At 68.8% G+C, this 3,080-nt stretch carries 5 protein-coding genes and 1 pseudogene; 1 reads left to right on the top strand and 5 read right to left on the bottom strand.

Features of this window, described 5'->3' with window-relative positions; translation table 11 throughout:
- The coding region (locus tag ABZ641_RS30870) for a transposase (RefSeq protein ID WP_359987106.1) at positions 1–276 on the bottom strand (276 nt) is incomplete at its 3' end.
- Between the two features lie 241 nt (positions 277–517).
- On the opposite strand from ABZ641_RS30870, the gene ABZ641_RS30865 reads away from it, so the two are divergent.
- Positions 518–814, top strand: a complete 297-nt coding sequence (locus ABZ641_RS30865) for a hypothetical protein (protein ID WP_344628281.1) — start codon at positions 518–520, stop codon at positions 812–814.
- A 134-nt stretch (positions 815–948) separates the two neighbouring features.
- On the opposite strand, the gene ABZ641_RS30860 is transcribed toward ABZ641_RS30865, so the two are convergent.
- The 4 genes and pseudogenes from ABZ641_RS30860 to ABZ641_RS30845 form a co-directional block, all read right to left on the bottom strand.
- Positions 949–1,080, bottom strand: a complete 132-nt coding sequence (locus tag ABZ641_RS30860) for a hypothetical protein (RefSeq protein ID WP_344628280.1) — start codon at positions 1,078–1,080, stop codon at positions 949–951.
- A 4-nt stretch (positions 1,081–1,084) separates the two neighbouring features.
- Positions 1,085–1,507 (bottom strand): annotated as a pseudogene (locus ABZ641_RS30855) (GNAT family protein); the annotation flags it as partial.
- Positions 1,508–1,525: 18 nt separating this feature from the next.
- Positions 1,526–1,723, bottom strand: coding sequence for a GNAT family N-acetyltransferase (locus tag ABZ641_RS30850; protein WP_359987103.1), 198 nt, complete (start codon positions 1,721–1,723; stop codon positions 1,526–1,528).
- Between the two features lie 162 nt (positions 1,724–1,885).
- Complete coding sequence (locus ABZ641_RS30845) at positions 1,886–2,599, bottom strand: DUF402 domain-containing protein (protein ID WP_359987100.1); 714 nt, start codon at positions 2,597–2,599, stop codon at positions 1,886–1,888.
- Positions 2,600–3,080 lie beyond the last annotated feature (481 nt).

The following is a 3,080-nucleotide window of genomic DNA, read 5'->3' as shown; positions in this document are numbered from 1 at the left end:
CTTGGACCGGGTGCCGTTCCGCGAGTTCCCGGACCCGGCGCCAGCCGGGTGGTGCTTCTCGTAGCCAAGGTGGTCGGTGATCTCGCCCTCCAGCGCGGCCTCCAGGACCCGCTTGGTCAGCTGCTGCAGCAGCCCGCCCTCACCGGTCAGCTTGATGCCGCCGAGGCGGGCACGGTCGACCAACTGCCCGATCAACTGCTCGTCCAGCACATCCAGCGAAAGCTCGACCGGCTGGACCTCTTCAACCGCCTCGGCGGAGACGATCACGTCGCTCATCAGGTGTTCTCTCAAGATCGGGAGTTACACCGAAGACCGTACAGACCCACCGGTCCCGGTCTCGCGGTAGGAAGTGGGCAGGCAGGATGCCGGCTGTCGTTGTGGATCAGGGCCGCGCGCCCATACCCGCAGTGGGCCCGAACTCATGCTCTGGGTATGCCTTCTGGGCTGGTTCCGTCAAGAGCGGTACCCTGCCGTGGATGGCCTGTGCCGTCGTCGATGCGGGGGGGGGGGGGCGCACATGTCGAACACCGTTTTCCTGATCCTCTCCATCAGCCCGCTCGCCCTGATCCTGGTGATCATCGCCGCGCAACGGGCGAACGCGGTCGACGATGCCTACACCGGGGAGGTCACCGAGCGGTGGGTGAGCAGTTCGACCGGTACCTACGGCACGACAACCCGCTGCATGATGCGGATCCGCACCGACCAGGGGCGTGAGCTCGCCGTACAGGTAGACGGCCGGACATACCAGGCACTGGACATCGGCGACCGGGTCGTCAAGGCCCCGGGCACGCGCTGGCCAGTGCGATCGGAGTAACGGCGTCCTCAAGCGGCGCCGCCCGCCCACCCGGTCCTGGATTTCACGGTTACAGGGCCCATAGCCGTACATCGCCGCCTGGCGCCGGCAATGGTGGCTGGGCCGATCCACAGGACTCGGGTCCACTGCTGGTCTCAGTACAGCCAGCAGAACCCGTCGACCCAGCGGTTGCCGTCGTCGGTCGACGGCGGGTCGGGCAGCCCTCCGCGCGCGAACTCGGTGATGCCGGGGATCACCATGTGCGGCACCGCCGGATCGGTCAGCACAACGTCACCGTCCCCGTGGTACATCGCCGCCAGGCAGACTCCTGGGAGGCTGAAGTGTCTCCTCAACGTCGGACATGACCGTCCCGACGGCGCGCAGCCCGTTGATCGGAGTCCACTCGTGCTCCAGGATCGAGTAGGTGATCGAGTCGCGCCACGCACCATGGCTGAAGACGTGGTCGCGGATGCGGCCGTCCTCGGCCATACCGGCCCGGAGGAGCGTTCGCGCGGATGCCTCGTTGAGCGGTGAGCGGGCGGCCCAGATGCGGTGCAGGCCGAGGGCGTTGACGCCGAGCTCGCAGAGGAGGTGCACGGTCTCGGTGCCGAGGCCCTTGCCCCACTCCGCCTGGTGGAGGGCAAAGCCGATGGTGGCGGCCTGTTGGGGTTCGGTGGCCAGGCGGGCGTACCCGATCAGCCGGTGCTCGCCGAGGTGGGTGACAGCGAGGCCTTACTCAGTTCTCGGGCTGTCCTTCGCCAAGTTCATCGAGCGGTCGACGATCGCCTGGACCTGGTCTCGGGTGCGGGGCTCGAAGCTGAGGTACCGGGTGGCCTCGGGGTCGCCGCAGATGGCCAGGAATACGGCGGTGTCCTCGTGTTCGATCTCGCGCAGTGCCAGACGGGGGCCGGTCGGGAGGACTGGGGTCATGGCCGCGGAGCCTATCTGCGCGGTCACCGGATGAGGACCGAAATGGGGGTGGCCGTGAACGCATCGGAACCACCCCTCGTGCTGGCGCCGTCGTCGGATCCGGCTACAAGCACACAGCAGCCACCCGCAGCGCGTCGGCGCTCGGAACATGCCGGTAGGCCGTCACGAAGCAGGGGGCACAGATCCGCAGGTGGCGCCTTCCGGCAGGATGGGGAGGGGCCAGGCGGCATCCGGCGTCCAGACGGGCCACGGCTCGGCGAACGGCCCCGCCCTGTCCTGCAGAAGGCCGAGTGCCCGTTCGCGGGCCTGCTCGACCATCCGGTGGTCGGCGTCCGTGACGAACCCGAGCCGGCGCCCCTGCTCGTACTCGTCCTGGTCCTTCCACCACCATCCGGACAGGTCCGGCTCGACCACCAGGTCCACGAGCAGATCCAGCGTGTCGATCCCGGCACCGCTCCGGACCACCGGCCGCTCGAAGTTCACATACAGGCGCAACGGCCGGGCCGTCACCGGGTCCTGGAAGTAATGAAGGGAGAAGCACTCCCCCGGCTCGAAGCGCGCCCGCACGACAGTGTGCTGCCAGGTCCAGGGGCCGAGCTCCCACGTACCGGCCGCAAGATCGTGCAGGCCGTTCTTGCGTGCGGTGTCGTCGCCGGTGCGCAGCGCGGTGGTCCAGGCGGTGGGGGCGAGTGAGCGGATGCCGGGCCAGTAGGCGAGGTGCAGCACGGTTCCGGTGTCGGTGATCGCCCGGTAGGGCTGGGCCGACCACACCTTGCCGTGGTGGATGTCGCGGCGGACCACCGTAGCGCCGGGCGGAAACCGGGCACCCAGGCCAGGCCCTGCGGGAACAGTCATGGCCGTCTCCAGGTTCCGCACGCAGGTTCGTGCCAGGTGGTCCGAATTATCATGCCGCCCTGGGAGACCCGTTCGCTCGACCAGGTCCGCCAGCACCCGTCGCCGCTGTCCGGTGCCGAAGTCGGCGGCCGCTCGGTGTAAACCGAAGCGACAGGAGCAGGCTCGGAGGGCGCGGCCATGCGGCGGCGACGGTGGCGGTGCCGCCTGATCGAGGGTGTCGTCATGCCGCAGGCTCTGCCCATCCCTGACACCGGTCGAACCCAACCATCACCCGAACGAAGCAGCCCAGGGTCGCCGCTCACCAATACCGGCCAGCCCTGTAGGCAACCGGCCTGGCACGCCATCAACACCCGCGGCCCACTGCACATATCCGCCCGCGGGCGATGACCCTGTACTGGTTCATGGCGATGCACTTGGACCTCAAGCGCGGGGACCGGTACGTACGGCCGTCGAAGGCGGGTTCGATCCAACCGTCGCGTGCTGGCCCCGGAGACCGTCGAGG

The organism is Kitasatospora sp. NPDC007106 (assembly GCF_040634455.1).
Taxonomy (GTDB): Bacteria; Actinomycetota; Actinomycetes; order Streptomycetales; family Streptomycetaceae; genus Kitasatospora; species Kitasatospora arboriphila.
This window is presented reverse-complemented; position numbering and strand designations above follow the sequence as displayed.